Annotated in this window: 30 protein-coding genes, 2 pseudogenes and 1 CRISPR repeat array; of the genes and pseudogenes, 17 read left to right on the forward strand and 15 right to left on the reverse strand. The window is 42.0% G+C overall.

What is annotated here, in order from left to right:
- Positions 1 to 368: 368 nt before the first annotated feature.
- From MKS89_RS08460 to MKS89_RS08475, 4 genes are all read left to right on the forward strand, one after another.
- The gene (locus MKS89_RS08460; RefSeq protein ID WP_072957553.1) at positions 369 to 1,142 is read left to right on the forward strand and encodes a hypothetical protein; all 774 of its coding nucleotides are present in this window, start codon (positions 369 to 371) and stop codon (positions 1,140 to 1,142) included.
- Positions 1,143 to 1,542: 400 nt separating this feature from the next.
- Positions 1,543 to 1,740, forward strand: a complete 198-nt coding sequence (locus tag MKS89_RS08465) for a hypothetical protein (RefSeq protein ID WP_072957550.1) — start codon at positions 1,543 to 1,545, stop codon at positions 1,738 to 1,740.
- Between the two features lie 422 nt (positions 1,741 to 2,162).
- On the forward strand, positions 2,163 to 2,927 hold the full coding sequence (locus tag MKS89_RS08470) for a tRNA-dependent cyclodipeptide synthase (protein ID WP_072957547.1): 765 nt from the start codon (positions 2,163 to 2,165) through the stop codon (positions 2,925 to 2,927).
- Positions 2,928 to 2,955: 28 nt separating this feature from the next.
- Complete coding sequence (locus tag MKS89_RS08475) at positions 2,956 to 3,303, forward strand: DUF3024 domain-containing protein (RefSeq protein ID WP_072957545.1); 348 nt, start codon at positions 2,956 to 2,958, stop codon at positions 3,301 to 3,303.
- A 154-nt stretch (positions 3,304 to 3,457) separates the two neighbouring features.
- Here MKS89_RS08475 and MKS89_RS08480 read toward each other — a convergent pair whose 3' ends face one another.
- Positions 3,458 to 4,006, reverse strand: coding sequence for a LysR substrate-binding domain-containing protein (locus MKS89_RS08480; RefSeq protein ID WP_235862454.1), 549 nt, complete (start codon positions 4,004 to 4,006; stop codon positions 3,458 to 3,460).
- Positions 4,007 to 4,013: 7 nt separating this feature from the next.
- A complete protein-coding gene (locus tag MKS89_RS08485) occupies positions 4,014 to 4,334 on the reverse strand; it encodes a LysR family transcriptional regulator (RefSeq protein WP_072957541.1) in 321 nt (106 codons plus the stop codon).
- 105 nt (positions 4,335 to 4,439) lie between these two features.
- Between MKS89_RS08485 and MKS89_RS08490 the strand changes: the two genes are divergently transcribed.
- The 4 genes from MKS89_RS08490 (at position 4,440) to MKS89_RS08500 (ending at position 6,253) form a co-directional block, all read left to right on the forward strand.
- Complete coding sequence (locus tag MKS89_RS08490; protein ID WP_072957538.1) at positions 4,440 to 4,742, forward strand: SLOG cluster 4 domain-containing protein; 303 nt, start codon at positions 4,440 to 4,442, stop codon at positions 4,740 to 4,742.
- 43 nt (positions 4,743 to 4,785) lie between these two features.
- Positions 4,786 to 4,863: a hypothetical protein gene (locus MKS89_RS20960; protein WP_353844461.1), complete on the forward strand. Its 78-nt coding sequence runs from the start codon at positions 4,786 to 4,788 to the stop codon at positions 4,861 to 4,863.
- A 59-nt stretch (positions 4,864 to 4,922) separates the two neighbouring features.
- Positions 4,923 to 5,264 carry a hypothetical protein gene (locus MKS89_RS08495; protein ID WP_072957535.1) on the forward strand — a complete coding sequence of 114 codons (342 nt, stop codon included), beginning with the start codon at positions 4,923 to 4,925 and terminating at the stop codon, positions 5,262 to 5,264.
- A 128-nt stretch (positions 5,265 to 5,392) separates the two neighbouring features.
- On the forward strand, positions 5,393 to 6,253 hold the full coding sequence (locus MKS89_RS08500) for a DMT family transporter (RefSeq protein WP_072957532.1): 861 nt from the start codon (positions 5,393 to 5,395) through the stop codon (positions 6,251 to 6,253).
- A gap of 279 nt (positions 6,254 to 6,532) precedes the next feature.
- Here the strand turns inward: MKS89_RS08500 and MKS89_RS08505 are convergent, their stop codons facing one another.
- Positions 6,533 to 7,444, reverse strand: coding sequence for a DMT family transporter (locus MKS89_RS08505; protein WP_072957529.1), 912 nt, complete (start codon positions 7,442 to 7,444; stop codon positions 6,533 to 6,535).
- A gap of 124 nt (positions 7,445 to 7,568) precedes the next feature.
- On the opposite strand from MKS89_RS08505, the gene MKS89_RS08510 reads away from it, so the two are divergent.
- The 7 genes from MKS89_RS08510 to MKS89_RS08535 all read left to right on the forward strand — a co-directional run bounded on the left by MKS89_RS08510 (position 7,569) and on the right by MKS89_RS08535 (position 12,025).
- A complete protein-coding gene (locus MKS89_RS08510; protein ID WP_072957527.1) occupies positions 7,569 to 8,021 on the forward strand; it encodes an Lrp/AsnC family transcriptional regulator in 453 nt (150 codons plus the stop codon).
- Between the two features lie 229 nt (positions 8,022 to 8,250).
- Positions 8,251 to 8,622, forward strand: coding sequence for a RidA family protein (locus MKS89_RS08515; RefSeq protein WP_072957524.1), 372 nt, complete (start codon positions 8,251 to 8,253; stop codon positions 8,620 to 8,622).
- A gap of 52 nt (positions 8,623 to 8,674) precedes the next feature.
- Entirely contained in the window at positions 8,675 to 9,085 is a 411-nt protein-coding gene (locus MKS89_RS08520; protein WP_072957522.1) for a cytidine deaminase, read from the forward strand.
- A gap of 296 nt (positions 9,086 to 9,381) precedes the next feature.
- On the forward strand, positions 9,382 to 10,659 hold the full coding sequence (locus MKS89_RS08525; RefSeq protein WP_072957519.1) for an Nramp family divalent metal transporter: 1,278 nt from the start codon (positions 9,382 to 9,384) through the stop codon (positions 10,657 to 10,659).
- Positions 10,631 to 11,080 (forward strand): manganese-binding transcriptional regulator MntR, encoded by a 450-nt coding sequence (mntR, locus tag MKS89_RS08530; RefSeq protein WP_205409094.1) that lies wholly within the window; start codon positions 10,631 to 10,633, stop codon positions 11,078 to 11,080. Before MKS89_RS08525 ends, mntR begins: the two co-directional genes overlap by 29 nt.
- Before the next feature lie 341 nt (positions 11,081 to 11,421).
- Complete coding sequence (locus tag MKS89_RS20900; RefSeq protein WP_261859387.1) at positions 11,422 to 11,553, forward strand: hypothetical protein; 132 nt, start codon at positions 11,422 to 11,424, stop codon at positions 11,551 to 11,553.
- Positions 11,554 to 11,581: 28 nt separating this feature from the next.
- Complete coding sequence (locus MKS89_RS08535; protein ID WP_072957516.1) at positions 11,582 to 12,025, forward strand: NUDIX hydrolase; 444 nt, start codon at positions 11,582 to 11,584, stop codon at positions 12,023 to 12,025.
- 13 nt (positions 12,026 to 12,038) lie between these two features.
- On the opposite strand, the gene MKS89_RS21060 is transcribed toward MKS89_RS08535, so the two are convergent.
- Entirely contained in the window at positions 12,039 to 12,245 is a 207-nt protein-coding gene (locus MKS89_RS21060) for a hypothetical protein (protein ID WP_072957512.1), read from the reverse strand.
- Positions 12,246 to 12,319: 74 nt separating this feature from the next.
- Here MKS89_RS21060 and MKS89_RS08545 point away from each other — a divergent pair.
- Positions 12,320 to 13,459: pseudogene (locus MKS89_RS08545) on the forward strand (IS3 family transposase).
- Between the two features lies 1 nt (position 13,460).
- On the opposite strand, the pseudogene MKS89_RS08550 reads toward MKS89_RS08545, so the two are convergent.
- The 5 genes and pseudogenes from MKS89_RS08550 to MKS89_RS08570 form a co-directional block, all read right to left on the reverse strand.
- Positions 13,461 to 13,778: pseudogene (locus tag MKS89_RS08550) on the reverse strand (helix-turn-helix domain-containing protein); the annotation flags it as partial.
- 82 nt (positions 13,779 to 13,860) lie between these two features.
- On the reverse strand, positions 13,861 to 14,091 hold the full coding sequence (locus MKS89_RS08555) for a hypothetical protein (protein WP_072961400.1): 231 nt from the start codon (positions 14,089 to 14,091) through the stop codon (positions 13,861 to 13,863).
- A gap of 85 nt (positions 14,092 to 14,176) precedes the next feature.
- Entirely contained in the window at positions 14,177 to 14,815 is a 639-nt protein-coding gene (locus MKS89_RS08560) for a hypothetical protein (protein WP_072961402.1), read from the reverse strand.
- A gap of 343 nt (positions 14,816 to 15,158) precedes the next feature.
- Complete coding sequence (locus MKS89_RS08565) at positions 15,159 to 16,064, reverse strand: GGDEF domain-containing protein (RefSeq protein ID WP_072961404.1); 906 nt, start codon at positions 16,062 to 16,064, stop codon at positions 15,159 to 15,161.
- A gap of 535 nt (positions 16,065 to 16,599) precedes the next feature.
- On the reverse strand, positions 16,600 to 16,803 hold the full coding sequence (locus MKS89_RS08570; protein WP_159439563.1) for an RHS repeat domain-containing protein: 204 nt from the start codon (positions 16,801 to 16,803) through the stop codon (positions 16,600 to 16,602).
- Between the two features lie 183 nt (positions 16,804 to 16,986).
- Positions 16,987 to 18,418: direct repeats of the CRISPR family, unit length 29 nt; unit sequence CGGTTCATCCCCGTGTGTACGGGGAACAC.
- Positions 18,419 to 18,881: 463 nt separating this feature from the next.
- On the opposite strand from MKS89_RS08570, the gene MKS89_RS08575 reads away from it, so the two are divergent.
- Positions 18,882 to 19,067, forward strand: coding sequence for a hypothetical protein (locus tag MKS89_RS08575; RefSeq protein WP_072961407.1), 186 nt, complete (start codon positions 18,882 to 18,884; stop codon positions 19,065 to 19,067).
- Positions 19,068 to 19,381: 314 nt separating this feature from the next.
- Here the strand turns inward: MKS89_RS08575 and MKS89_RS08580 are convergent, their stop codons facing one another.
- The 6 genes from MKS89_RS08580 to MKS89_RS08605 form a co-directional block, all read right to left on the reverse strand.
- On the reverse strand, positions 19,382 to 19,729 hold the full coding sequence (locus tag MKS89_RS08580; RefSeq protein WP_072961410.1) for a hypothetical protein: 348 nt from the start codon (positions 19,727 to 19,729) through the stop codon (positions 19,382 to 19,384).
- Positions 19,729 to 20,205, reverse strand: coding sequence for a TNT domain-containing protein (locus MKS89_RS08585; RefSeq protein WP_165614826.1), 477 nt, complete (start codon positions 20,203 to 20,205; stop codon positions 19,729 to 19,731). Before MKS89_RS08585 ends, MKS89_RS08580 begins: the two co-directional genes overlap by 1 nt.
- Before the next feature lie 233 nt (positions 20,206 to 20,438).
- Complete coding sequence (locus tag MKS89_RS08590) at positions 20,439 to 20,702, reverse strand: DUF6966 domain-containing protein (RefSeq protein ID WP_072961413.1); 264 nt, start codon at positions 20,700 to 20,702, stop codon at positions 20,439 to 20,441.
- 15 nt (positions 20,703 to 20,717) lie between these two features.
- Positions 20,718 to 21,209: a hypothetical protein gene (locus MKS89_RS08595; RefSeq protein ID WP_072961416.1), complete on the reverse strand. Its 492-nt coding sequence runs from the start codon at positions 21,207 to 21,209 to the stop codon at positions 20,718 to 20,720.
- 115 nt (positions 21,210 to 21,324) lie between these two features.
- Positions 21,325 to 21,756 (reverse strand): hypothetical protein, encoded by a 432-nt coding sequence (locus MKS89_RS08600; RefSeq protein ID WP_072961418.1) that lies wholly within the window; start codon positions 21,754 to 21,756, stop codon positions 21,325 to 21,327.
- A gap of 10 nt (positions 21,757 to 21,766) precedes the next feature.
- Complete coding sequence (locus MKS89_RS08605) at positions 21,767 to 25,339, reverse strand: RHS repeat-associated core domain-containing protein (protein WP_139342895.1); 3,573 nt, start codon at positions 25,337 to 25,339, stop codon at positions 21,767 to 21,769.
- Positions 25,340 to 25,429 lie beyond the last annotated feature (90 nt).

Raw genomic sequence — 25,429 nt, forward strand, 5'->3', positions numbered from 1 at the left:
CCAGCAGAACACCACGCCACCGGACAGCTCGCGGGACTGAATCACATCCGGTGCATCATAGGTGTATGATTTGCGAGAAGGTTTTGATGATTAAAACGGTGAGGTAATCATTAGTTTGTGCCCCGGAATGTATTGGGCCTAGGTTCCTGACCACTGTCTTATGTTAGTTCTTGACCTATTTTTCCTAATAGCAGAATATGCATCTAGTAGAGAAAATGTATACAGACATCTTCTGTAACTTGTGAATTCAGGGAAGTTTAAGACTTATAAAACAGTATGTTAATTAAATGGTATCTGTAATTTCTCACAATTTTATATAGGCTATATTTGTATAATAACTGTTAGGGCTCACGACCAAAAAGGCAACAATGAACTTTGAAGAACGAAAGATAGCAAAGCAAGAATTTGAAAAAAAGTTGACCTTATTGCTTTCCGATATCAGGAGTGCTCTGGGCGAGGGGGCGGCTAAAGAAGTTCTTCAGGCTAATTTTGCTGAAGAGTTAAAACTTCAGCATACTAAAAAAGCTGGTAGTCCTTTAGCTATTGATGAAAAAGGTCTTAAATCTTGGCTTATTAAGCATTTAAGTCCCGATTTCTATTTGTATTCTGAAGTTTCTGGAACTCATTTAATTACAGAAAATCAAGTATATGCCGATTTCGTAGCTTATCCACGCAAGCATTTGATTGATGCTGGCTTTGTGCCAAAACCATTTGGAATCGAAGTTAAACATATTGATCCTGAACTCCAATTCGTAAAGAAAACTTCCCGTTTGCTTTGGCAAACAGTGACTTACAACCAAAGTGAATTTACACTCTCACGCAAAGGCAAAACTAGAGTTTTTAGGCTACCTTATAGCGTTATTTTTACTAACTTGTCTTTCGACCAAGATTTCTCTTTTGTTAGTAAAATAGATCATAACTTAGTTAGTCATAGCGAAGCATGGCGTGGGATGAAGCATTTGGCTAACCACGCTAATGTAGCTGAACTCAACGTTAGGGGTAACTTAAGAGAGCCTCGTCTTTTCTTTATTCACTTTGCATCAGGTACATACTTTAGTTGGGGCTATGATAATACTGGGAAACGATTTTACAAAGTCACTAACTCAGATCTCGCTAAAAAAGTGAGAGTTGGGAGTTTCTAAATCCCATACAAACAACCAAGGTATCAACATACTTTTCCTAATCTGACTGTCCCCAAATTCGCTGAAACGCTCATCGCTGATTGTTTTGAGAACCCACACCCAAAATCTCATACTTTTTTAATACTTTTATTTTCCCAAAAACAAATAACCTACGCTCTGCACTGGCAAAATCCGGTGTCGGGCGTAGGAACTCGTAACAACTCACAACATATGTGATTGCTAACTTTATGTTGGTTTTTTATTATGTACGGCTTCAGCACATCTGAATTATGGTGGGCTGGACAAGGCAGCTTCTGCTGGCCGTATCGTGAGTGCGGTATTCCTACACCTTGTTTCAGTTCACCACTCAGAGCGTAGGAACTTTGTGTGGTGGTAAAAAGTAACTCACGGAGTATCTACTATGTACGAGACCATCCCTTACGATCACCAATTCGCCCAAAAAGCCCGCGAATACCTGCGTCAGTTAGAAGAAATATTTGAAGCCGAACAGCGGCACAATAGTCAAGAACTGCGCAACGTGCTGCTGTATCTGAATAATCTGATTACCACCCATTACGTGCGCTATCATGGAGAGTCAGATGAATCAGATTTGGTGTAATGATTGATTGGTTGATTTAGTTTTCGAGCCGCGGTTGCGGCTCGATTTGAATCAATCTGATACAGAATGATGAACAGTCTCAAATTCAGGTATTAATTATAAGTTTCTAATGATTTCTTCTGTTTTACTTATTTCATTCAAAAACGCTGTTGGTAATGACTAGACGGTTTAGTAACTCAATTTGCATCTATTTTTTATTCTGAACGAACGACCTGACCCGATGTTTTCTGGGGAGGAATATGAATTATTAGTGGTGTGGTTATGGTTCTGCGTCATCAAGACAGACCGCAAAAAATAGCAAACCCGGTAAGTCCACCAGAAGCTCACAAGGAAGTAATTTCTTTCCGATTAATGAGATAAAGTATATTGTATCTCATTAATTTTATTGTATTTGAATTTTTCATAAGGAGTTTCGGAGTTTCATGACATATCAGCATCAGTACAAGGGAGAAATACAGCAAGTTTCACCAAAAACCAGAAGAGACTATCTGAAGCGTAAACCCAAATGTTTTGTCGGTGTCAGTTTGAGTAACCCTAGTTTTTTGGGCGCTAAATTCGAAGGCCTGATTAACTTCATCGCCAATCGACATCATGAGTGTACATTTTTGCTTGGTGATTATATTCACAGACTGACCCTGCAAATCAGGGAAGGTTTCGCAGAAGACGAAGCAAAAAAGGCAGCGCTACAAATGGGGGAAGAATACATAGAACGACACAGGAACCTGTTGGAAAAAAACCATCCGCAACTTTCCCTCAATCTTATAAAAGGTTCTCATATCTGCCATAACGAACGGGTACAATCTTATTTAGATCATTTGCGCCGAGAGTATCACGATAATTCAGAATTCAAATTGGCAGTGAATCGTTTTTCCGGAAAATTTATCGCTCGGGCAATGAGTGAAAATGAGCTGACAGAAAGGGCTGTATCGCTATCGTCACAATATGTTCTTGAAGAATTGGCTGAGACATGTTTTATGATTCATGCAGGTCATGAAGTTCTGATTTATCCCGGTTCGCTTGCTATCTTTGAGCAAATAGCAGAGGGACATTTTCCTCACCTGCCTGAAGAGCTCAATACTCTTATCAATGTCAGTGTCCGGCTCAAGAAACGGAAACAGGTATGTCAGTCGCCTCTCAGCGAATCACCTGACCGTCATGCACTTTCGAGCGAATATCCGATAAACTAAAACCACATCATTTATTACTGGAGCGGTTATGGCATTTTCTGAATTTGAACAAAAGCGCTATGAAAAGATTATTGGCACATATATTGAATCACGCAGGCCAAAACCATCTCTAAGAAAAAAGCTGGATATTAGTTATCGGATATCGGGTCAAAGTATAGAAATTTTTGAAATAAGACCTGACTGGAAAGATCCCTCTATAGTAAATGAGCATCCAATTGCTAAATCTACTTATATTAAAACATCACAGTGTTGGAAAATCTATTGGATGAGGGCTGATTTGAAGTGGTACAGCTACGAACCAAATACACATGTGAAAACATTAGATGAATTTATTCATATCCTTGATTCTGATGAGTATGGATGTTTCTGGGGATAAACTTCACAAGTTCACACGATGGCCGGTTTTGTCGGTCTCGGTTTGAGCAACCCGAGTTTTTAGGGCGCTAAATTCGAAGGCTTGATTAACTTCATCGCCAATCGACATCATGAGTATAGATTTTGTTTGGTGATTATATTCACATATTTAAATATCAGGAATTATCAGGAATTTTTATATGATTTACCACATTTTGTAGTTTTCGATCTTTAAGTAAAGGCAAATGGTCTGGAACATATAAATAAATTTCACAGTCAGAGTCGTGAAAACCAAATGGTGCTACTAGTTCATTCTTTTCTATCGATGAATTTACTATAAATGAAGGTGCTATGGTTACACCAACACCCATTTTTACAGTATCCAATGCCAAAGACAATGTGTCTAAGACTATATGGTTAACATTTTCAAAATTTAAATTCATTTTTTCACACCATTCAAACCAAGCATATTCCTTACTCTTTGAGTTAACCACGGTAATTGGTTCCAAATACTCTACAACTGATTTGTAATAACCACATGAACAGACTAGTCCAACTTTACACTTAAGTAATGTGATTTTTCTAAAACCTGGTTTAATTGATATATTATCACCAGAAATAAGACAGTCGATAGAGCCATTATATACTGAACTAATACTATTTGAAGAAGTAAAGGAAAATTTAAAATCTTCATTATTATTGATATAATCTTTTAACTTGGGCAATATCCAGTTACTTAACAGGCTTGTAGAACAACCTATGTTCAAGCACTGTTCTTGGGCTTGATCTTTTTATGTTTACTGAAATGAACTCCAATTCTGAGAATACGGATTGGCACTTATTTAAAAGAATGTTCCCAACTTCAGTAAGTTCAATTCCGGCCTTACTCCGATTAAATAAAGTAATCCCATACCAATCTTCAAGAATCTTTATCTGCTGACTTATGGCGCCTTTAGTCATATGGTTTTCTTCTGCAGCCTTTGAGAAACTTGGATAGCCTGCAATCATTTCAAATATTCGGAGTGAATTTAATGGTGGTAGATCTCTTTTCATTATGAACACATTGTGTATAGCAAAACTAAACGATAGTTTAGTTTAATACGATTTTAAACATTATGCAATTCATATATATTAACTACACATTGATGAAGGATTGCTATGAAGAATATCATATTAAATAAAATCGAAACCATCGATTATCATGAGACTAAAATAAAAAATGGCATTGCTATTTTTGGTAGCGCTAGAATAAATAAAGGCGACTTCTATTATAATAAAGCATTTGAGCTTTCAAATAAGCTTTCTGCCGCAGGTTATCAAATTATTTCTGGCGGAGGATCTGGAATAATGGAGGCAGTAATAGAAGGCGCAGCAGATTCCAAAAAAAATCAATTGGCCTTAACATATCTCTTCCATTTGAGTCAGATATACTTTCTCATAAAAAATAGGTATAAAATTTAAATATTTTATGACTAGAAAACTGGCATTTTCACGATATTCAGATATGTTCATTGTCATGCCAGGTGGAATTGGAACATTAATGCAATTGTTTGTAATATATCTTCGAAATCAAGTATTGTAGATGCAGCTCAATCAATTGGTACAATTGGATATCATCATGAAGCTTTAGGTGCTGACATTATGTTCTTTCCATTGCATAAACATTTAGCAATTGAAGTGGGTTTTGGCATCTTGTGTGTAAATAATAATTCAAAATATCAATCGGTTGTTGATGTCGCTAGCATCTCTGAATCGGGAACTCAAAGTTTATATCAACTCAGTAAATTGGCTAAAAAAATCTATCTCGGTAAGGATTTTATCAATATTGCAATATTCAGGATTGATTATTATGTTAAAAAAAAGTTAGCTAGTTTAGCTATTAATATTTTATCACCAACTGACTATGAAACACCATTCATTGTGGTTGAATCCAACATGACTAACTTACTAAATATGTCTGAATCCCCTTCACTATTACAGTGAAAAAACTTATTCCGAACCAAAATATCTATCATATTCCTTGTTTCATTAGAGGAAATCTACTGTTAAAAAAATTGATTGCACCCATATTTTATTAAAGTTGTTAATTAAAAACACGAAGGAAATTCAACATGTCTAAAAATGGTTATGTCTTAGCAACAATCGGCGGTATTGTCCTGAGCTTTGATACTGTATTTATAAAAGCCATCGATTTTTCTCCAGAGCGTATGGCTTTTTGGCGATCAGTTTCTATGAGTTTACCAGCTATATTAATCCTAATTTATCAACTACTATTCTCATCAAAAAGTTATCAAAAGATTAACCTTACAAATAAATACTTTATATTATCTTCTATCTTTTATGGTTTATCATCTATATTATTCCCCGTATCTGTGATGCTCACATCAATCTCGAACATGTTATTTATAATAAGCACTGCACCTTTATGGGCGGCTGTGATATCCAGGATTTTCACAAAAGAAAGCATTAACCTGTCGACCTTAATGTGTTTTATTATTTCAATGCTCGGTGTAATAACTGTTATGCTTGGTAGTAGTACAGGGCTGACTTTATCAATTGGAGATTTGACTGCATTTGCTACCGCAATTTGTATGGCTTCTGCTTTTGTAGTTGGTCGTAAAAGTAACATTAACGTCTCACTTTCACCATCATTTGGTTCTATTGTTGCTGCCATATTTCTCTATTTCTACTTTAATCTAGATTTTCATGTCGCTGGTGATAAATTAATTTTAATATTATTAGAAGGTGCGGTAGTCATGTTTATAGCTTTATCACTATTGGCAAAAGCTTCAAGCATTATTCCTTCAGTTCATCTTGGATTTTTTTTATTACTTGAAACGGTATTTGGACCAATCTGGATTTGGATGACTTTCGGTGAAATACCACCGATCTACACTGTAATAGGTGGTTTCATTATCCTAGTCGGTTTGCTGACCAATAGTTTTCTGGCGATGAGAATGCAAAGAGCCTAGAGGCGTTTATCCCCTTGCTACAGGAACTCAATTTCCAAAGAACCTACTGCGAGCCGTCACGTAACTTGTTTATACCCCGAAGTTTGTTAGTGCATTTATTCGGTGATCTATCAACCCGCTGGAATCACAGTATTTTTGGTCATGAATGGCGATTTAGAAAAGGTGCTTGGAAACTCCCAGAACTTTGCATTTCCTGACAGAATAATAGCACCTCTATACATGAATATTTATTCAACAACTCAAGTTGAAATATTATTTAAATCAAGAGTTATATTAGCTTTAAATTGAGCTGCTTTGTTTAATCGATAAGCCTGAACGATTCAGCTTTATAATACCGAGAGCTAGAGACATACCTACGCAGATAATCACTGAACCAATGATTTCATTAGTGGTCATCAAATCATCTAAAACGATATAACTTAAGATCAGTGAAACAGGTGGGACTAACGATGCAAAAATTGCACCTCTGGCTGCTCCTAAAATAGCAACACTTTTTGAATAACAGTAGAGGGCTAGGATAGCGACTAAAATACCCTGATAGATGCCATGATAGATCAATAACTCAATCGGATTGTTTTTAATTACTTCTATAGTAAAAGGGGCGCACACAACACCTGAAACAACTGAGACCATTGCTGTCGCAACCCATGAGTTTAGCTGCCAGTACTTACTAAACAGTGTGAAAGAGGCCCACAGTGCACCGCACCCTACAAACATTAAATCGCCTAGTAGGATCTCTGGGTTGAGGCGATTGAAATTGACTACCCCTATTACGGTAACCCCAACAATAATGGCTGTTATGCCCATACATCTTGAAAAGGCTAACTTTTCTTTGAAGAACAGAACACTACCGAAGGAAGAGAAGACCAGCATTGAGCTTGGGGCTATTGTGCCAAAGTGAGCACTGGAAGAAAGCTCAATACCGTAGGTGCCGAGAAGCACGTAGGGTGCTCCTGCCCCTATTGCCAAAAAAACGCCTTTCGTCAAAATCAAACGCAGACTTACTGATTGATAAACGAGGACAGGTAATAATACCGCACCAGCGATGGTAAATCGAAGTGATGTAATATCTATCGGCGAGAGAGCGTGTGTAGTGGCAATTTCAGAGATGACAGGCCAACTTCCCCATATTAATGAGGCGATTACTCCCAATAATATCCCTAGATTGAATTTTTGTTTACTGATTACCATGAGTCTTATCCCTACGTTGTTGGTCAATCTAGTGTATGTCTATACATAGTTTGTATTGCAGCCTTTCTTACCCATATAATCTCAAATACTGCATAATATTTACTATTACGAGGAAAAACTGCATATGGATAATTTTGATAGGCAAATACTCGTCAGTTTACAATCCAACAACAAGAAAACATCGGAAGAACTTGGGATTGAAATTGGTCTTTCGGCTACGGCTATTCAGAGAAGGATCAAAAAACTAAAAGAAACCGGTGTTATCGATAAAGAGGTAGCAATAGTTAATGCCAGCCAGCTAGGTGGTTTTGTCACGGTTGTTGTGGAAATCGTTATGGTAAAAGGAGGCGCATCAGTTATTGATCGCTTTAAGAACAAAGTAACCAATCATCCGGAAGTTCAGCAATGTTATTATGTTGCCGGAGAGAAGGATTTTGTACTAATTGTTACAGCAGCCAGTATGCAGCGATATGAAGAGATTACTCGTGAGTTGTTTCTGGATGACGATAGTATTCTCAAATTTACTTCAAACGTTGCCATGCAATCTGTGAAAGTTGGCTTATCTATCCCGATTTAACTGGCAACAAGTATGAACCTTACTTTGGTTAGTTTTATAATTGTCAGTCAAAATAGATAGGTATATTGATTTTCAGCATTCGTATGCGATTTCGAAATGATGTGGTTTCTTGTGGTGATGAACGAAATTGTCCAATTGTCCACTTCCCCTTTAATGACACAGTTCTAAACGAGAGTTTTCGAGCCGCAATTGCGCGCTAATAAAATGTTATGTTCTAGGGAGAAATCAAGTGGTTGAACGGGTTACTTACGAAAGCTTGCCTCAAATTGCCGGGCCTTATGTCCATGCAACGAAGCACAACAAAACGCTTTATATCTCAGGGCTTACAGCTTATGGTACAGATGCCCAAACCTTTGGTCTGACAGCGCAGACTAAAGAGATTCTGGAACAAATCTCAGAAATCCTTAGGCTAGAGAAACGCTTAAAAAGTGATCTGGTGAAGCTAACAATTTTTGTTCGTGACATGTCTGCGTTAAGCAGCATCCGAGAGCTATTATTTAATTTCTATGAAGGCAATTTACCAGCATGCTCGTTGGTTGAAGTTTCCAAGCTCATTCATGCAGATTTGCAGATAGAAATTGAAGCTGTCGTAGCACTGTAAGTTCGAACATAACGCGATGTGATAGCACACTCAAAAATTCGGAATGAATGGAATGGAAAGAATAGAAAAAGATCTTTATGACGCGGCAGTGCAATTAATAGAGACCCGATATCCGACAGGTTGGGGTGGAGCGGCAGCAGTGAGAACCCGATCAGGAAAAATCCTAACAAGTGTTGCCCCAGACGTGAAAAATGATGCGTTATCACTTTGTATGGAAGTTGGGGCTTATTTGGAAGCTCACAAATTAAATGAAGCGGTAACTCATTCGTTGTGTATATGTCGTGAAAATGAAAATGGAGACTTTTTGGTTCTATCTCCATGTGGTATTTGCCAAGAGCGTTTGGTTCATTGGGGTGGTGATGTCAAAGCAGCAATCTCAAACGAAAACAATGAGTTGATATTCAAAACCATCCGCGAATTAATGCCTCACCATTGGTCGTTGGTCAATGGAAATACGCTATAACGCGGTGTCAGGCGTAAGAGGAAGCGCTGTGCCAACACCGTATCATATGGCATTCGTTTGCTTGAACTGTCGAAACTTGAATTATCGAAAGTCGTTTAAGCGTGAATTCGATCCAGCTAAAGGTGCCCTAGCGAACTCAAGTGCCCAGAGTGTGGTGGTGCATCATACAATGATGTAAGCCCGCCTCTAGTTGATAACACTTATCATTTCAATAGGATTAAACGATTAGATTTCAACCAGCGATTTAACCGAATATAAGATCATTAACCAAGGTTAACTTATATGAGGTAAGTTAAATGTTGCAGGCAATTTCGAATAATTCTATCCAGTATCAGGCAACCAATATACTGCGAGGAAAAGCGAAAGGTTTTAGCTGGATGGTTATGTTCGGCCCTGCTTTAATCGCTGCCGTTGCATATGTTGATCCTGGTAATTTTGCGACAAATATTGAGGCCGGTGCAAAGTATGGTTATGCACTGCTATGGGTTGTGCTGGCCGCGAATCTGATGGCAATGTTGATTCAAGGTATGTCTGCCAGATTAGGCGTGGCAACCGGAAAGAATCTAGCAGAAATAATACGAGATCGTTACCCGAAACCTGTCGTCTGGTTTTACTGGATACAGGCGGAGGTTGTTGCAATTGCCACCGATTTGGCCGAGTTTCTGGGTGCCGCTCTGGCATTTAAACTGCTGTTTGATATTCCGATGATCTATGGTGCACTTTTGACAGGTGTTATCACATATTTAGCGCTGCTGACCCAACGGCTTGGATTCCGTTTAATGGAAATTGTTATCGGCGCAATGATTCTGGCGATTGCGAGTGGGTTTGCGACGGAGCTTCTGTTAAGCCGGCCTGATATGGCCAGTTTAACCAAAGGGATGTTTATTCCTGATTTCCCGGATAGTTACGCAGTTTATCTGGCCTCGGGTATTCTGGGCGCAACCATCATGCCTCATGTGATTTATCTGCACTCCGCGTTAGCAACAGACCGGATCAAAGCATCAAATAATCAGGAGAAAAAAACCATCGCCAGATTTTATCGTATGGATGTGATTGTCGGGATGGCACTAGCCGGGATTGTCAACATGGCATTACTCGCATTAGCAGCCTCGGCATTCTACGCTAACGGTTACCACGATGTGGCGACAATATCGGAAAGCTATCAGCTACTTGCGCCATTAATGGGCAGTAAAATGTCCAGTATCGTATTTGGTGTCGGGCTATTACTGGCGGGATTATCTTCATCGATTGTGGGTACGATGTCAGGGCAAGTATTAATGCAGGGTTTTGTCCGCTTTACCATTCCGATTGGTGTGCGTCGTCTGATTACGATGATTCCGGCTCTGGCTGTCATTATGCTGGGCGTTGATGAGCAAAAAGCATTGGTCGCGAGTCAAGTCGTACTGAGTTTCGGTATCCCGTTTGCTCTGATTCCGTTAGTTATTTTCACTGCACGTCGTACCATCATGGGTGATATGGCAAACAGTAAATCGGTAACCTGGATAGGTAGCCTCATTTGTAGCTTGATCATAGGATTAAATATCTATGTCATTTATTACACGATCGTATCTTAACGTTATGCCTAAAGTGAAACAGAGCAGTGCCTTCAGTAAAGTCAAAGAAGACCATCAGGCTGAATTGGTTGAAGATTATGTAGAAGAAATTGCGGATTTGTTCGAATCCCGGGGAGAAGTCCGCAGTGCTGATTTGGCAAAACGGTTTGGTGTCAGTCCGGCGGCGGTGTCTAAGTTTATTTCTCGTTTGAGAAGTGCCGGGCTGGTTGAATCTGAACCATACCGTGGCGTGTTTTTAACACAGGAAGGAAAACAGTTAGCAGAAAAGGTGGCCAGAAGACATCACATTGTTTATGAAACGCTGATAAAAATGGGCGTCCCGGAGTCCAGCGCAAAAGCAGATGCGGAAGGCATTGAGCATCATTGCAGCGAAGATACCGTGAAAGCGATGCAGCGCTATCTGATGCTTTCGGCGGAATAAACCAGAGGTGAACAGTGTTGGTGTTTGCCATGATTACTTCACTTCGATTTGCACCATGAATACTGGACAAACCATGACGCGACGTTGTCATAAAATCTGGTTTAGAAGAGGGAGTATTCCCCTCCCCCTCTCCCGCACAACGCCCCTCACATTTGATATTGCCGGATATCAAGGAAAATAGTGAAAATTTTTGCGCGTTTTCCAGATGGTGTATTGGGCAGAAAGCTGATAAGTTCTTAACATACAGGCAGTTAACTGTGCGCGTTTTCACTGGTCTAACGAGCAAAACGCGCTGCGCACTAATAAAATGTGATACAGGTATCTGCTCGGGAGTAAGATACTTGAAATTAGAAGATAAAACGTTTGAGTTAATACTGAAAGCGATGTCTGCAATAGTATTACGATTCGTACCTATTTACTTTGGCTATGTCGGTAAAGCTACAGAAATGGGGTTGATGATTGTCGCACTTTAGCAAGACGTTATGATTCAAAGGAAATTTTATGAAATACTATGTAACTGGTTTTCTATTTACAAAAGATCTTAAACATGTTGTTTTAATAAAAAAGCTAAATCCAAAATGGCAACGAGGATTATTTAATGGCGTAGGTGGAAAAATAGAAGAAAATGAAAAGTCTTGCGATGCTATGTCTAGGGAATTTGAAGAGGAGACGGGAGTTATTATAAATGCTGAAGAGTGGGTTCATTTTTCACATATTCATCGTCCTAGATTTTATCATTTGGATTTATATTATGCTCATTCTGATCTTGCTTTTGATGTAAGAACTATTGAAAAAGAAGAAGTTCATATAGTAAAAGTTGATAACTTACCAGAGAATATTATTCCGAACTTACAATGGCTAATTCCTTTAGCTTTAGATAAAGAAATGGATTTTTCAAATCCTATTTTAATGCAGGAAATAGCTAATGAAAGAACTAAATCATAACAAATCGGTGGCGCTAATAGATTACCTGATGTGACTGCATTCCCAGAATCAATGACCTTCTCTGTCGAAGCAGTCCCTTCTCCTGACCAAGACAGAAATACATCATATTTGGCTCCTGAATTTTTCGCTGCTCAGGTGTTAACGCTTTATTGCCTGCCGTTACGCCAGTTTTCTCTTGTTCAAGCTGTTTAACCCAACGTCGGAGAACCGTTTCACCAATATCAAGGGAAGGGTTCTACCCATATTTTACGGACACATCTATAAAGAGGCATACTATGCCTAAAAGGAGTGTCTATGACCAAGCGAAGAAAATATTCTGCAGAATTCAAACGCGAAGCCGTTGCGCTGACTCAGCAACCGGGTGTCAGTTGTCGTCAGATAGCATTAGATATCGGCATCAATCCTAACTTATTAAACCGTTGGAAACGAGAAGCGGAGCAGTCACAAGATAAAGCATTTCAAGGCACTGGCTCTCCTCGTGATGAAGAAATGGCGAGGCTAAAACGCGAATTAGCTAAAGTGAAAAAGGAACGTGATTTTTTGCGAGAAGCGGCAACGTTCTTCGCCAAAGAGTTACCGTAAGGTATCTTGCGATATTGCGCTGCCGCGATGTGTTTTCTGTTCGCCTCATGTGCCGTTGTTTGCGCGTCTCCCCTAGTGGTTATTATGCTTGGGTGGAACGTCAGCCAAGTGCGCGTACTCTTGCTAACGCAACGTTATTAAAACGAATGCGCGAGCTCCATGATGATAGCGGCGGCATTATCGGCGCACCACGTATGCACGAAGATCTGCAAGCCGAAGGGTTGAAGGCGAGCTTAAATCGTGTGGCCAGGCTGATGTCAGCGAATGGACTTTATGGCTGGCCGCGTAAAAAAGGTCGAGGGGCAAAGCGAAAGTCCGCACGTCCTGACGGTTTAAAGAATCATCTTGAGCGGGACTTTAATGCTTTGGAGCCGGAAACCAAATGGGTCACAGACATTACAGAAATTGGGACACTTGAAGGGAAACTTTATCTGTGCGTGGTGCTTGACCTATTTAGCAAGCTCATCGTTGGTTGGTCGATGCATCATCGACAAGACCGTCATATGGTGATTCGAGCCGTCGAAATGGCGGTTTGGCCGCGACAGGAAAGACATCATGCTATCTTACATTCAGATCGTGGCACACAATTTACCAGCGGAGACTATCAGCGCTTTACTTAAACAGCAGCATGAGTGCTGTAGGCCATTGTGCAGATAATGCGGCTTGTGAAGGGTTCTTCGGTGTGATGAAACGGGAACGAATTAATTATCGACAGTACCGGACAAGAAATGAAGCCAGAGCAGATATTTTTGATTATATCGAACGGTTCCATAATCCAAGAATGCGACGTAGACTGGCGAATCAAGACAGCAAGTTTACGTCTTTACTAAACCGTCCGTGAAAACGGGGTAGAACCCCTTGGAGAGATAAACACCCCCAGTTTACGTAATTCATTACTCGTTCTAACTTGTCCATGAGCTGGGAAGTCGATGGCGTATTTGATAACGGCTTGCTCAGTTTCACTATCAACACGGTTCTTTAAATTCGGTGCCCTTCGGCTCTGGTTAATCAGAGCATCAATACCCCCCGTCTCAACCAACTCTTGATAACGGTAGAAAGTATCTCTTGATACCCCCATAACCTTACAGGCTCTAGATACATTACCGAGTTCTTCTGCAAGATTGAGAAGGCCCGCTTTGTGTTTGATGATTGGATTGCTAGTATGAAGCATGAGAGTTACCCACTTTGATTTGTGATTAAGCACCTTTAATCAAAGTGGGTAACTCTCTTCTTTTCAAATTGAAGTGTCAGATCTAGTCGGAACTAATACAGCTTACATGTACTATAAAGAAGGTGCCATTATTAACATTATAAGTAACTAAGTTGTTTCTACCATTGAAATTAATATTTGCAGTCCCTCCGTTTGGATTAATGTTCTCTTGATTTTGATCGACCCAAATTTGAACTGCTTCGGAGAACTGTATCGGATCTAAGTTTAAATTTTTGACGTCGCTTAGTCCTGATGGTTCGTATTCAACTTTCATCGTTCAATCCTTATCTAATTCGGATAGTTGTGTTATGTGGACACCAATTAATTGGCGTCTGTGAAAGATAAAGTACGGGTTATACTTATTGAAGTATCCATTTTCCATCTTTGTACAACACTTTGCTAGAGTTCACCTGTGTCATGTCTATCTCTATTGAGTTACTTCTGGCTGTACTGAACATTGTTGATGTTTCGATGTTTTTCTCAAACCAAACCATTACGGATTCTTTAGGTGTGAGCTCTACGTTACCTACAACTTCTTGCGCTTCACTTACGTATATTGGTAAACTTTTTTGCCCACTTGCAGTCGTTAGCAACTGATTGACACCAGTGTGGATTGGACCATATTCATTGTTAAAGGTAAGTGCGGTGCTTGAACCTCCGTCTTTAGCTAAACTCAGTTCTCCATAGCTATCTAGAGTACATGTCTGACCAAGGTTGCAATTTCTGTTCTCTGTCGCAGCATGGACAGTCACGCCTCCAGCAAAAGTATTACTCCCAAAAAGTTGATATAGTGGAGTCCAACTAAAGGTATCGAAGCGTAAATACTTGTAGTTTGAGTGCCATACAACATTGAATGTGTCACCTACTTTTTTCGCGAAACATAAGTTGTATCCTCCAGTTTTAAGAACTTTGAAATCTTCGGAAGCGATTTCAATATGTACTTCTTTACTGACGGCTTTCATTGCTTCAATAAAGTGATTGTAATGTTCGATTTTCATAATAATGTTCCTAGCCTTACTTGAGTTAAAAATGCTTGCCATGTTCATGGCAATATAAACTATAGTGCATATTGTGGGGTTGTGCTTTTTAATTTTAAGAGTTTCTTCACGGAAATTCTATTATGAAATCTATTGATATTCTTTGTATCCGCCCCATGATCCCACGAGGCGATATTGTTAGTGTTTGAAGTTCCAAGGTAAGAGTGCATCGATATCAGGTTCTGCTTTCGCTAACTCCTGCATACACTTGACCATGTGTAACGTGTATTTATCACATTAGAGCAAATTATTATGTAAGGAGAGGTTCGAACACAACCTATCCCTAATATTTTCATCAAGCGAATTACTTATCTATTGACCATTCATAACGGTTACGTCCGTTAGTTTTTGCCCGATATAAAGCATGGTCTGCCCTTTTCATTGCATTGTGTGTCGATTCATGTTGCTGTTTTAGCGCTATTCCTGCACTAACGGTCAATTGCGTATCTTTGTGTATTTTTATGGAGCGACTACTTTCTAACAGCGAGGATATGTAATTTTCTACAGTTGATCGCTCTTGAGTGTCTATGAATACTGCGAACTCTTCTCCACCTAAGCGGGCAGACATGCCGTTAGGTAGGTTTTTGTCAGCTAAGATTTGACCAAACTCTTGAAGAACTGTATCTCCTTTTTCATGTCCATAAGTATCATTAATTCTTTTAAAGTAATCTAGGTCAAGTATGATGATAGTTAGGGTACGATTTTTATAATTAGACAATACGCTATTAAAAAATCGCCGATTGGGCAATTCAGTTAATTCATCATAGATAGCTAATTTTTTTATATCACGGATGTATCGCTTAACACTTTTGACTAATCTTCCCAAACCTATAATACACAGTACCATACCAACCGATCGTAGAAGGTCTTCCCCCCAAACGGATAACCATAGTGGCTGTTGGAATAGCTCATCCATAAAGTCGATTGTTCCAGATACGATCCAAAGAATCATTCCCATACTTATAATGAGGTAGTTTTTTGGATTTAAAGGAGACGTTTGAATGATAAAAAACATTAATATAAGCAATAATAAGACGATTAGTTCAAAAATAAACCCATAGTTTTCATGGTTAATATTATTTATTTTCGACAAAAATAATATGTTGAAACCGACAACGGAAGATGTTGAGATGAATAAAAAACAAATCAAGAGTATTTTTAATTGAACAAATTTAGCAGGCTCATCACTACTGAACACATATTTTTCCATAAATTTCCTTATTAAGGTCATCAACTAAATGCATGCCAGAAAGATTGCGCTTTTATTACAGTAAATGAAGTATTATAAGTGAGTGCTTCCGATCTACGAGGCTTTGTTGCTTAAATTAATGAAACTAAATCAAGAAGCTATGATCTGGTCGGCTACATCCATTAATCGCCGTAACCTCATGCCTAAACCTCTTTACAAACTGAAAACAGTTCTCCCGTAACCCCGCTTGCGAAAGCTATTCTTTATCGGAAGCGTATCAATCCAAAATATCGGCCATCTCGCCGAAGTCACGCAGATAAACAACTCAACGACGTAACTCTCAAATTATACTCTGTCAACCAGCAACAAACAAATGAAAGTAACGAGCGAGTTGAACGTCGTTGGGGTCTCCGCAGAATTTGCCCGTAACTGTGTATTTGTTCGTTTGTTAAAAAATCGACGGGCATATTCGTTCACCTTATTATTTCGCTGTGAATTTTGGTGTTACCAACGGAGTTCGTAAGCTTTTTCATCGAAATTCTCAGTATCAAAATTTCTAGTTGGTCTTCTTCGTCACCAGATGCAGCGGGAACTCATAATCGTAGGTGGTGGCTCTGCCCTGCTCATCGGTGAACTTGGTGACCTTGTTATAGGCGTTGTATTCATAAAAACAGGTCTGACCGCCCGACAACACCTGTTTGGTCAACCGCCCGCTGCGGTCATAGGAGAGCTCTGTCACGCCCTGACTGTCATGACGCAACCGCAACCGCCCCACCAGCCAGCTCGCGCGACTGAATCACATGCGGTGCATCGTAGATGTATTGTTTGCGAGAAAATTTTGATGATTAAAAAGGTGGTAACTCATTTATACCCCGAAATGAGTTTTAGCCACTCAAATTCGGGATTAGATTTGCTAGGCTCATGTAAATACATATGTATGGCTCGATTCATCCCCGTGTGTACGGGGAACACGATAATGACCTGCTGGTTGCGGTTCGCCGTTACGGTTCATCCCCGTGTGTACGGGGAACACGCATGGCAGATCAAAAGCAGCACATTGAACAACGGTTCATCCCCGTGTGTACGGGGAACACAATCAACTAGCTACCAATGGCAAAAACGACGCCGGTTCATCCCCGTGTGTACGGGGAACACGCGCGTTTACGCCATAATTGTTTACGTTCCGCCGGTTCATCCCCGTGTGTACGGGGAACACCCGAGTGATTGCGACCGTGGTCGCAATGGGTCCGGTTCATCCCCGTGTGTACGGGGAACACGATATGGATAATGTTGTTCTCAAAGTCGACATCGGTTCATCCCCGTGTGTACGGGGAACACGATATGGATAATGTTGTTCTCAAAGTCGACATCGGTTCATCCCCGTGTGTACGGGGAACACCGAACCAGACCAATGAATACGCCCCGGTCGATCGGTTCATCCCCGTGTGTACGGGGAACACCAGATATGGCCGGTGAGCTGATGCTGTCGGACCGGTTCATCCCCGTGTGTACGGGGAACACGGGCTCCGGATCGTTAAGAGGAATATGAGAAACGGTTCATCCCCGTGTGTACGGGGAACACTTATTGATTTGACTTGGTGAAAGGCTCTTAGCCGGTTCATCCCCGTGTGTACGGGGAACACATTCGTTGACGGGCATTTTCATCATCAAATTGCGGTTCATCCCCGTGTGTACGGGGAACACGTTTCGTCATAATCCATTTCGTGAATGATTACCGGTTCATCCCCGTGTGTACGGGGAACACGCCGTTTCCCCCCGTTCTATGCGTTGATAGGTCGGTTCATCCCCGTGTGTACGGGGAACACTATTTATAAAGCTATGCATCGCCATGGAAATGCGGTTCATCCCCGTGTGTACGGGGAACACGCGATCCATTTTATGCTCATTAATGATATAAACGGTTCATCCCCGTGTGTACGGGGAACACTTACCAAGCCCTAGCGCATACGATCCGAAATCCGGTTCATCCCCGTGTGTACGGGGAACACTGATCAATAAAACACGCTCCTTTAAAGTTCAGCGGTTCATCCCCGTGTGTACGGGGAACACCAATTCCAACCTCTGATAACTCAGTTGGGTTACGGTTCATCCCCGTGTGTACGGGGAACACTTTTTTCTAATTCATCAATTTGCAGAGCAAGCCGGTTCATCCCCGTGTGTACGGGGAACACATCAATTTTGCGGTTGTACAGCTCAGCGTGTGCGGTTCATCCCCGTGTGTACGGGGAACACATTTCTCGCGCGATCTTGACTCGCTCGACGTCAGGTTCATCCCCGTGTGTACGGGGAACACGCTGAAAAAGTTAAGGGGGGTAAAATTGATTGCGGTTCATCCCCGTGTGTACGGGGAACACTCTAAATATAGATCATTGATCAATAAAAAGAAATTTCATCATTAACAATCTACCAACATTTTAAAGAGCAAAATCCACCTTTTCAAAGCGCTGCAACTGAGTCGAATTTTATCAATTCCAGACGCTCATCGGCTGATTATTTTGAGAACCCACACCCAAAATCTCATACTTTTTTCATACTTTTATTTTCCGAAAAACAGATAACCTACGCTCTGCACTGGCAAAATCCGGTGCCGGGCGTAGGAACCCGCTGATATCTATCCAGACATTATAGGTTGCTAACTTTACGTTGGTTTTTTACTATATGCGGCCTCAGCACATCTGAATTATGGTGAGCTGGGCAAGGCAGCTTTGGCTGGCCGTGTCCTGGATTACGGCATTCCTACACCTTGTTCCAGTTCACCACCCGAGCGTAGGAACTCCCGTGGTGAAATTATTTTGATCACTATCCAGGAGTCAAATAATGTACGAAACCATCCCTTACGATCACCAATTCGCCCAAAAAGCCCGCGAATACCTGCGCCAGTTAGAAGAAATATTTGAAGCCGAACAGCGGCACAATAGTCAAGAGCTGCGCAATGTGCTGCTGTATCTGAATAATCTGATTACCACCCATTACGTGCGCTATCATGAAGAACCGGATGAATAAGATTTGGTGTAATGATTGATTGGTTGATTTAGTTTTCGAGCCGCGATTGCGGCTCGTTTTGGAATATAAGATGTAACTCGTTGGCTACATATTTATCAGGGCAATACCTGCACCCCAGATATTCATTTCAAGGGCAAGAGGCTGTGTGAGGCTGTGTTTGAGACCTAGACGAAGATCACCGTCAATATCACAGCGGACTGTATTGTGCTCGCCCCCGATATCAGTTGATATGAACGAAACAGCCGGGACTATTTTTAGCCCAGCTGTTTTTTTGAGAGGGGGAATTTGTGAATCGAGTTAGAGGAGACTGTTAATTATCTCCATTTTTTCCCATAATTGACTGTCATCAAATTCTTCATATCTATATCGTGCTGCCAAAAAAGTTCACTTTCAGGACGTTCTTCGTGTGCTAATACAACTGTAAATCCAACTTCATTAGTTGATTTTTCAAATGTGTAGAAATTACCAGATAGAATATCTATTTTTTTTAACTTTTTTTCAGACAGTTCTAATAAAAACAATCCTTCGTCTTTAGAAAAAAAAGCTGCATACTTCTCATCTTCACTAAGAATGGCTTGTGTAATATGAGGAATTTCAAATTTCATCCAATCCAAACCCACATAAAATGAAATGCTTTTCTTTAATATTTTTATTTTTTTCATTATTTTTTCACCTTCGGTAGCTTAGTATTAGACACAACTTTCATATAAGCATCTTTGGTAAAATCATTATCAGCATTAGCAACTGCATTTTGATAATCTTTATACAATAATTTTACTTGTTCTCCCCCTCCCGGAAGATAAGAATATGAACCGTCAGCAGCTTTATTTATCTGAGGGCCAACAGGGCCATACTCAACTTCAAAGGGTTTCTGAACCTTATATGTGACTTTTCTATCTAAAGTTGGCTTCCATTCGTCAATAATTGCCAAATTATTTCTACCAAATATTGCATCTGGAATATCATTTGGAGAAGCAAACTGCCCAGGATAGTTTCCTCGACCAGTATTAGTGATCATTGTAAATTTCTCCCCAGGTTCAGCTAATCTCGTTTTAGGTTGATAACCTATAGGCCACGGAGATTTACCGTCTCTAAGGGTTTCAAATGCATCAACCGTAGACATTTCATCTTTGAACATGCCTTCATGATGCCTCTTAAACTCTTCATATACTTCTCTTTGTTCATGAGGGATATGTTGTAAGACACTCCCCTCACACTGATTCAACCCCAGCGGATCCACCCATCCCGTCGGATTCACCACATACTGGTAGTTGTTTAAACCACCCGCGAGGCCGATTGGGTCAGGGGTAGTAAAACAGCCGGGACTATTTTGAGCCCAGCTGTCTGTTTGAGGGGGCTGTTCCTGTTAATTTACTTGATACAAATGTTATAAAGTTCACTACGAAGTTCACTGAATCGTAAATTATCTTTTAAATTCGGAACACCATTCTGATGCAAAACGATATCATTTAATGATCCCATTCCCCCGTACATCGAAACAATTCTGCTTTTCGCTTCTGTAGGTGAATCACTCATATATGATACATTCGATTTCAATGCTTTTGCCCAATCAAAGTATCCATAAGTTTCTAGCAATTCGATCATTTCTGAAACAATAGAACTAATATTTTTCATTTAAATATCCATAACTTACTTCAGTGCTTTTGAACCCATAACTTCAACGCCTTCTAAAGCCCATGGCTGCAAAACAACAATTTGTTCTGTTCCACCAATGAATGCTTTACTCTGTGAGCCTACTTCACCCACATAAACTTTCGTACCCGCTGGTATTTTTAATTCAAATACAGTATCTATTGGGGATTTTCCTCCGCCGGGCCACACAGGTAATACAGCCTTGTCTATTCGTGTTTGGATCTCGCTAATTGGTGGCTCAACACTAAAGAATTGTCCATATGGATTACTCTCAGTACCAGCACGATAAAGTATTGTATCTTCTTTCAATGAAACGACTTTGTAGCGCCCGCCTGAAAATGTACCGGCAATCCCATCGTCTAAAGGCCCAGGGTTTATCGCTGAATATTCACCTTCTATTTCACCTAATTTGCTGGAGTTATCAGTATATTTTGGAGATTTGCCCGGAGGACAATCCCCCACACACTGATTCAACCCCAGTGGTTCCACCCACCCCGTCGGATTTTTTACATACTGGTAGTTGTTTAAACCGCCCGCGAGGCCGATTGGGTCCGGGGTGATAAACCGACCGAATTGTAAGGTTCGCTAAATATAATATTCACACCTAAATTGTAAATTTTTTAGGTTTAATAACGTCAAATCCATTAGTAATCAGATCACTCCCCCAATGCTTATACATTTTTAAATATATAATTTCAAAAAAAAGTCGAGGATTATTGATTACCCATGAATATGGCAGACAAAAATAGTCATCTCTCTCATAAATCACAGAATCAAAGTCATAACTTGAGTCACTCAGAGCTTGCGCTAACATTTTAAGAAGTTCATATTTATGCTCTAATGAAAATTTAGACAGCCTTCCTCCATTAAAGAATTTTTCATCAAGTAAATAGCTAAGCTGGTCAAAATCATTAGGATCAAATTGACTCAAGTATTCACCTAATGTTTCTTCACGATCATAAACATCAAAATCGCCAAGAAAATAAGCAGGAGTAACAACAAATTCAATATCACTATCGGGAAATTTTAAGCTCATATTTAAATACTCATGGTGTTGGATATCCAGTAAAAGGTTGTCCCGTTCCTGCATCAAACCGGATAGTCCATTTTGTATAATTTGGATTAAAATGAGGCTGGCTTAGATTTTGACGGTTTTTAGTAAATCCCCGACCTACAGTCTCATGATATGTCCCTGTTACAACCGGATTACCCTGACTATCAAATCCATTATATTTGGGTAGCCCTCTCGCCTCTCGCGTTATCGCTTCATTAATGATATTTCGCTGAGTCTGCCAATCTTTAAATTGTGAACTAGGTTGAGGGAATCGTCCCGGAGCTCCTGTTCTAGGATGAGATCCATCAATTGCTCTACTAGCCAAATTGGGGCTTAATGGAATATCAGGTCCATGCTTATCTACAAAGTGAGGATTTAGCCCAGGATAACGTTGCCCCAAGTTTACTTCGTACTCTCTAACCCAACGTTCTGCATTTAATTCCACTTTTTGTTGTAAAAGAGCAGACCGCTCACTACTAGTAAGGTATCCCCACTTGTTATTAAGAAATGCTCGCCGTATAGCCCCAGCACAACTCCCCAAACACTGACTCAACCCCAGCGGATCCACCCATCCCGTCGGATTCACCACATACTGGTAGTTGTTTAAACCACCCGCGAGGCCGATTGGGTCCGGGGTGATAAACCGACCGGAGTCAGGGCTATAGTAACGATGACGGTTGTAATGTAAACCCGTTTCTTCATCGTAATACTGCCCCTGAAAACGCAGCGGGCTGACGATGTCGGCCTTGCGCTGGTAAGCCACATTGCCGTAGCTGTGGTAATCCACCGACCAGGCAACACGGCCTTCTACATCGGTGATTTCCAACGGGGTGCCGATTTGGTCAAGGTGATAGAAGTACGGTGTCGCGTTATCCGCCCCTTCACCAGTGACCAGCGCCAGCGGTTTAAAGCTGCCGTATTCGTACAGATAAGTCTGATAATGACGCTCACCCGATTCGGCCAACAGCTTGTCACCCTGCCATAAAAACTCAGTGGTGGTCTGGTGACCGGTTTTGTCAGTGACCGTTTTATGGGTTCTTCTGCCGAAGGCATCGTATTGGTATTCCGCAAGGGTGCCGTCGGGCTTTTCAACGTGAGTCAGGCGGTGCTGGCCGTCGTATTGATAGCGAGTGATGAGGGACTGATTGGTGCCGCGCGCTTCCTGTATCAGATTACCAAACTCATCATACTGATAGTGTCGGTCCCCCTGAAACAGCAGCCGGTTCCCTTCAACATTGCTCTGCCGGCTCTGTATCAGGTTGCCTGCCGGGTCGTGGGCAAAGTTCTCACTCAGGCTGCCGCGCACCTGCGTCAGGCGGTCTAACGGGTCATAGTGATATTGTGTCAACCCTCGCAGGTTATCTTCCACCTGCGTTAAGTTCCCCGAGCGGTTGTACTGATAACGGCGGAACAACGTTTGTTGCTGAGCCTGACTGACCCGATGCTCGGTCAGGCGACCGGTTTCATCATACTGAAAATGACTGCTCAGCGCCCCCTGCGTCCGGCGGGTTTCCAGACCACTGACCTGATATTGGTGTTGTGTCAGGCAGTGACCGTTCAGATTGACCTGATGCAGCCGCCCATGTTGGAAGTCATAGTCAAGCTGCTGCCCGTCCGGCAGTAACTGAGCCGTGATGTGGCCCAGCGCATCATAACGATAACCGGTGGTTGCCCACCCCTGATGCTCGGTAGTCAATCGGCCCAGCACATCATAGGCATACGCCAGTGGCCAGCGGCCGTCATCCACACCGGTCAGATTGCCGAGTAAGTCATAACTGTACTGAATTGTCGATTCATCCGGCAGGGTTTTCCCAATCAGCTTGCCCTGTGCGTCATACGCGTAACGGGTCATCAGCTCGGTGCCTTCACTGCCGATTTCCGTTTTTGCCGTCAGTTGGGTGTGCGCGTCATATTCATAGACAAACTGCCGCCCGTCAAAGGTCACTTCCCGCTGGACATGGCCGGTCGGCGTGTAGTCTATCTGATAGCGCTCACCGCGCTCATTGATAATGGCACTGACAAAGTGGAACGGGTTGTCATAGCGATACTGCACCGTACTGCCGTCCGGGTTGGTCTTCTGCGTCACCAGATGCAGCGGGAACTCATAATCGTAGGTGGTGGCTCTGCCCTGCTCATCGGTGAACTTGGTGACCTTGTTATAGGCGTTGTATTCATAAAAGCGGGTCTGACCGCCCGGCAACACCTGTTTGGTTAACCGGCCGCTGCGGTCATAGGAGAGCTCTGTCACGCCCTGACTGTCATGACGCAGCCGCAACCGCCCCAGAATATCGTAGCGGTAACGAATCACTTCCCCCTGCGGGGTGGTCTCATCGACCAGATGACCGTTGCGATTCCAGGTCAGTTGGTGAATGCCACCATCCGGATAGGTGATTTTCTCAATCAGGCCGTGGTCGTTGTAATCATAAACGGTGGTATGACCGAGCGGGTCGGTCTGCTCGGTGATATGACCCCAGCGGTCATGTCGGTAACGCCACACGGCTTTGTCCTGCTGCACCTGAGTCAGCAGGCCGTTCCGGTATGAAAAATGGGTTGTCAGTCCGTTCGGCGCAATTTTAGCCACCAACTCACCGGCATCGTTGTACACCGATTCGGTGACATTACCGAGCGCATCAGTCTCTTTAGTCAGCCGCCCTTTGTCATCATAGGCCTTGAGGTACTCCCCGCCGCTGCCGTCCACTTCTTTAATCAGCCGCGCGTTTTCATCATGCTGGTAAACTTGCTGCGAGCCGTCGCTGTTGGTCAGCGTCACCGTCCCGGCCTCTTCATCCCAGTCATAGCGGGTATCGACTTGCGTCAGGTTACTGTACTGGCGCACCGCCCGAACATCCTTCCCTTCGCCCTGCCATTCCCAGCGGAACACCGCACCACCGGCCAGCTCGCGTGACTGAATCACATGTTGGGTATCGTAGGTGTATCGCTCGGTCTCCCCACTGGCATTGGTGGCGGAGATGAGCTGCGACTGCGCGTTATAGCCATAACTGACCTGCGTCTGAACAAATTGCCATTCGTCCTGCTCAGCCAGATAAGCGTACAAATCCACTTGGGTAATCAGGTCATCCGTATACACCAACTCAAATCTAAGGTTGGTCTCGGTTGAAATCCGTATCGGACGGTGCTGACGGTCGTAAGTGATGCTCAGTGAATGGTCATATTGGTCTTTGATAGACGTCAGTAAGCCCGAGTCACCACGCATTTTAAAGGTATAAAACCGCTCACCGCTGGCAATAATCATCTGCTGTTTATCACTACCCAGAAATGCCGCTGATTTCGCCATCCGGTTGGTAATCGCCGACAATTGCTCTGTCGGTCTGGGGAAACGGGTCAGTTTCCCTTCGCCGTCCCGCCAGATAATCTCATCCCCCGCAACCGTCAGTTGGTGTGACAGGGAATGCGACCAGCCATAACCGAGCCCGACATGGGTTTCAACCGCAGCGGTCCTGTACAGCCGTTGCCATTCAAACGGCAACAGACCAATCAGGTGGCCGTCGGTCAGCGACAGTAACTCTTCGCCGGTTGCCATCGATATCGGGTCTTTGTCACACACCGTATCTTTACTATCTTGGGTCGGCTTTCCGGATTCATTGGTCGCTGCATGGCTGTCGTCCGGCAGTGGGGTTCTACATTTTGATAGGAT

Source organism: Vibrio gazogenes, assembly GCF_023920225.1.
Taxonomy (GTDB): domain Bacteria; phylum Pseudomonadota; class Gammaproteobacteria; order Enterobacterales; family Vibrionaceae; genus Vibrio; species Vibrio gazogenes.